The sequence below is a fragment of the Pedobacter sp. 01N416 genome, from assembly GCF_056399685.1.
The window spans coordinates 1-4,264 of sequence record NZ_JBFTRT010000455.1; the positions used below are offsets into that span (position 1 = coordinate 1).

The window sequence follows — 4,264 nt, forward strand, 5'->3', positions numbered from 1 at the left end:
CAATCATACCAGGGGGCGCAGATTTTCGAGATTTTAGGTTTAAATAAACAAGTAGTGAATACTTATTTCACCGGCGCAGTTTCACGTATTGGTGGTTTAGGACTGGATGAAATTGCAAAAGAAACGTTAATTAAACATCACCGCAGTTTTGGTCCGTTAACAGAAACCGAAAACCTGTTACCAGCAGGTGGAACTTATAAATTCCGCCGTAAAGGTGAAGCGCATTTGTTTAACCCGCAAACCATTCACTTGTTGCAAAACGCAACCCGTAAAAACGATTACAATATTTTCAAACAGTACTCTAAACTGGTGAATGAGCAAACACAACAAGCTTATACCATCCGTGGATTGTTCGAATTTAACTATAGCCGCCCATCGGTACCTTTAAATGAGGTAGAATCAACCGAGGCAATTTTAAAAAGATTTGCAACAGGGGCAATGTCCTTCGGTTCAATTTCTCATGAGGCGCATTCTACTTTAGCGATTGCCATGAACCGTATCGGTGGAAAGAGCAATACCGGAGAGGGTGGTGAAGATGAAATGCGTTATACTAAATTGCCAAATGGCGATAGTATGCGCTCGGCAATTAAACAAGTGGCTTCTGCACGTTTTGGTGTAACCAGTTACTATTTAACCAATGCCGATGAGTTACAGATTAAAATGGCTCAGGGCGCTAAACCAGGAGAAGGTGGTCAATTACCAGGGCACAAAGTGGATGACTGGATTGCAAAAGTTCGTCACTCTACACCAGGCGTTGGTTTAATTTCACCTCCGCCTCACCACGATATTTATTCGATCGAAGATTTAGCACAGTTAATTTTTGATTTGAAAAATGCTAACCGTGCAGCAAGGATCAATGTAAAACTGGTTTCGAAAGCTGGCGTGGGTACTATTGCCGCGGGTGTTGCTAAAGCACATGCCGATGTGATTCTGGTATCTGGTTTTGATGGTGGAACGGGAGCATCTCCTTTAACTTCAATTCAACATGCTGGTTTACCATGGGAGTTAGGCTTAGCAGAAGCACACCAAACTTTGGTAAAAAACAAATTGCGTAACCGTATCGTGTTACAAACAGATGGTCAGCTTAAAACGGGTAGAGATATCGCTATCGCTGCATTATTAGGTGCTGAAGAATGGGGTGTTGCAACAGCAGCCTTGGTAACTTCGGGATGTATTATGATRCGTAAATGCCATTTAAATACTTGTCCGGTTGGCGTAGCAACACAAGATCCGGAATTAAGAAAATTATTTACCGGTGATGCTGACCATGTAGTGAACTTATTTTACTTCCTTGCGGAAGAGTTACGTGAGATTATGGCTGAATTAGGTTTCAGAACGATCCACGAAATGATCGGTCAGGCTGATATTTTAAAAGTACGCGAATTGCCTGCTGAAGACTGGAAATTGAAACACCTTGATTTATCAGCTATATTATATAAAGCTGAAGAAAATGGTTTGCCTTTATTTAATACTGAAGGCCAGGATCATGGTTTGGATCATGTTTTAGATCATAAATTAATTGCCGCTGCACAACCTGCCATTGATCATAACGAACCGGTATTTGCCAGTTTCGATGTAAAAAATACCGACCGTGCACTGGGTACCATGTTATCAAATGAAATTTCGAAAGTTCATTTAGGCCCTGGTTTACCTCCTGACACGATCAACTTTAAATTTGTTGGTTCGGCCGGGCAGAGTTTCGGTGCTTTCAATACCCGTGGGGTAACGTTATCATTAGAAGGTGAAGCGAACGATTACGTAGGTAAAGGATTATCGGGCGCAAGATTGGCCATTTATCCTTTCTCAAACTCAACTTTTATCCCTGAGCAAAATATCATTATCGGTAACGTAGCCCTTTATGGCGCAACTTCTGGTGAGTTATTTGCCCGTGGTAAAGCAGGTGAGCGTTTCGCCGTACGTAACTCTGGTGCAACAGCTGTTGTTGAAGGAGTGGGCGATCACGGTTGCGAATACATGACAGGTGGTGAAGTGTTGATTCTTGGTGATACCGGAAGCAATTTCGCTGCTGGTATGAGTGGTGGTGTAGCCTGGATTTATGATGCCAACGGAACTTTTGCACGCAAATGCAATAAAGAAATGGTTGATCTTGATCCATTACAAGCTGAGGATGAAGAACGCATTTTAGCTTTACTTAAAACGCATATCCGCTTAACGGATAGTAGAGTAGCTGAGTTTATCTTAAGCGACTGGAAAACTCAATCTGCTCATTTCGTAAAAGTATTCCCTAAAGAATATAAAGCAGTTTTAAGCAAACGTAATCAACAAGTAAAAACACACTAGGCCATGGGAAAAGTAACAGGATTTCAAGAATACGATAGAGTTGCGCCCACCAGAGAAGAGGCTGCAACACGAGTAAAACACTATGGGGAATTTTTAAATGAATTGCCCTCAAAAGAATTAAATAATCAAGCTGCCCGTTGTATGGATTGCGGCGTACCTTTCTGCCAATCAGGCTGCCCATTGGGTAACGTGATACCAGAATTTAACGATGCCGTTTATCAGGGTAAATGGGAATTAGCTGCAAATATTTTATTAAGCACCAATAATTTCCCTGAATTTACAGGTAGAATTTGTCCTGCGCCATGCGAATCAGCATGCGTATTAGGCATTAACCGTCCGCCGGTTTCTATCGAGGAAATTGAAAAACATATCATCGAAATTGCTTTCGAAAAAGGATTTATCAAAGCAAAAGCACCATTAATCAGAACTGGCAAAAAAGTAGCTGTAATTGGTTCAGGTCCTGCGGGCTTAGCTGCTGCTGCTCAGTTAAATAAGGTTGGGCATGAAGTTACCGTTTTCGAACGTGACGATGCTCCAGGTGGTTTATTAAGATACGGTATTCCTGATTTTAAACTACAAAAAAATGTAGTGGATCGCCGTATCGATTTAATGAAAGAAGAAGGCATTATTTTTAAATGTAATGCCAATGTTGGCGAGAATGTTGAGATCGGTACATTGTTACGCGATTTCAACGCGATTGTATTGGCAGGAGGTTCAACTATTCCACGCGATTTACCAATTAATGGCCGTTCTGCCAAAGGGGTTCACTTTGCAATGGATTTCTTGAAACAACAAAATAAACGTGTAGCGAGCAGAGCCGTTGAAACGGAAGATATTATGGCTACCGGTAAAAATGTAATCGTAATTGGTGGTGGCGATACGGGATCTGACTGTATTGGTACTTCAAACCGTCATGGTGCGAAATCGGTTACACAATTCGAGATTATGCCAATGCCGCCACAGGCACGTAACGAGCATATGCCTTGGCCAAATTACCCAATGTTGCTAAAAAATACGTCTTCTCATGAAGAAGGTGCACAAAGGGCTTGGTCGGTAAATACTAAAAACTTTATTGCTGATGAAAAAGGAAACCTTAAAGCATTAAAAGTAGTTGATGTAGAGTGGGAAATTGATGCAAACGGACGTCCGGTTACTTTTAAAGAAGTGGCTGGTACCGAAAGAGATCTTCCATGCGAACTGGTACTTTTAGCAATGGGTTTCTTACATCCTCAAAAAGAAGGTTTAATTGAGAAATTAGGTGTGGAATTGGATAACCGCGGAAACGTAAAAGCATCTGAACACACTTACCAAACCAATATTGCTAAGATTTTTGCCGCAGGTGATGTTCGCCGCGGACAATCATTAGTAGTCTGGGCCATTTCAGAAGGTAGAGAAGCTGCCCGTAAGGTAGACGAATACTTAATGGGAACAACCAAACTGGCATCGAAAGATGCGGTTGCATACGCATAGTAGGTTTAAATTCTATATTTTTAGGGTCGTGGTTTGCACCACGACCTTTTTTTGTTTTTATGCGGTCGTCATACTGACCTTGTTTCATTACGAGCTTTTGTATAAACGGTATCAGCATCTTTTACCAGACAGCCAGTTAAAGCAATATGATAAACGCTTCATTGTGAATTCTTTCACCAGCATACTTTTTCAACGGATACCCGCTGGGCCCAGTACCAGCAAGATGAACGAGGAAACAGGGGCGGGATCAAGGTACACACCCTGACCGTTTAAAATTGGGAACCTTGGAAATAGATTTTAAAACATAAACAAATTAGCTAACTAATAAACCTCCATTTATTTTCTATATCAATTTTAACCTGACAAAAGTGAAGTAAATTCAGCATGACGCAACGTATATAAAAAAAGCTCCTCAGAAATTAATCTGAGGAGCTTTTTTGTTAACCTTTATTTACCATTAGTATAAAGTAAACTCTACACGACGGTTTTGTTG

2 protein-coding genes are annotated in these 4,264 nt (G+C 41.1%); both read left to right on the forward strand.

What is annotated here, in order from left to right:
• Positions 1-2,301: glutamate synthase-related protein (locus AC1DND_RS21340; protein ID WP_477584642.1), on the forward strand; the 2,301-nt coding region annotated here is incomplete at its 5' end.
• A 3-nt stretch (positions 2,302-2,304) separates the two neighbouring features.
• A complete protein-coding gene (locus AC1DND_RS21345) occupies positions 2,305-3,771 on the forward strand; it encodes a glutamate synthase subunit beta (protein ID WP_477584643.1) in 1,467 nt (488 codons plus the stop codon).
• Positions 3,772-4,264 lie beyond the last annotated feature (493 nt).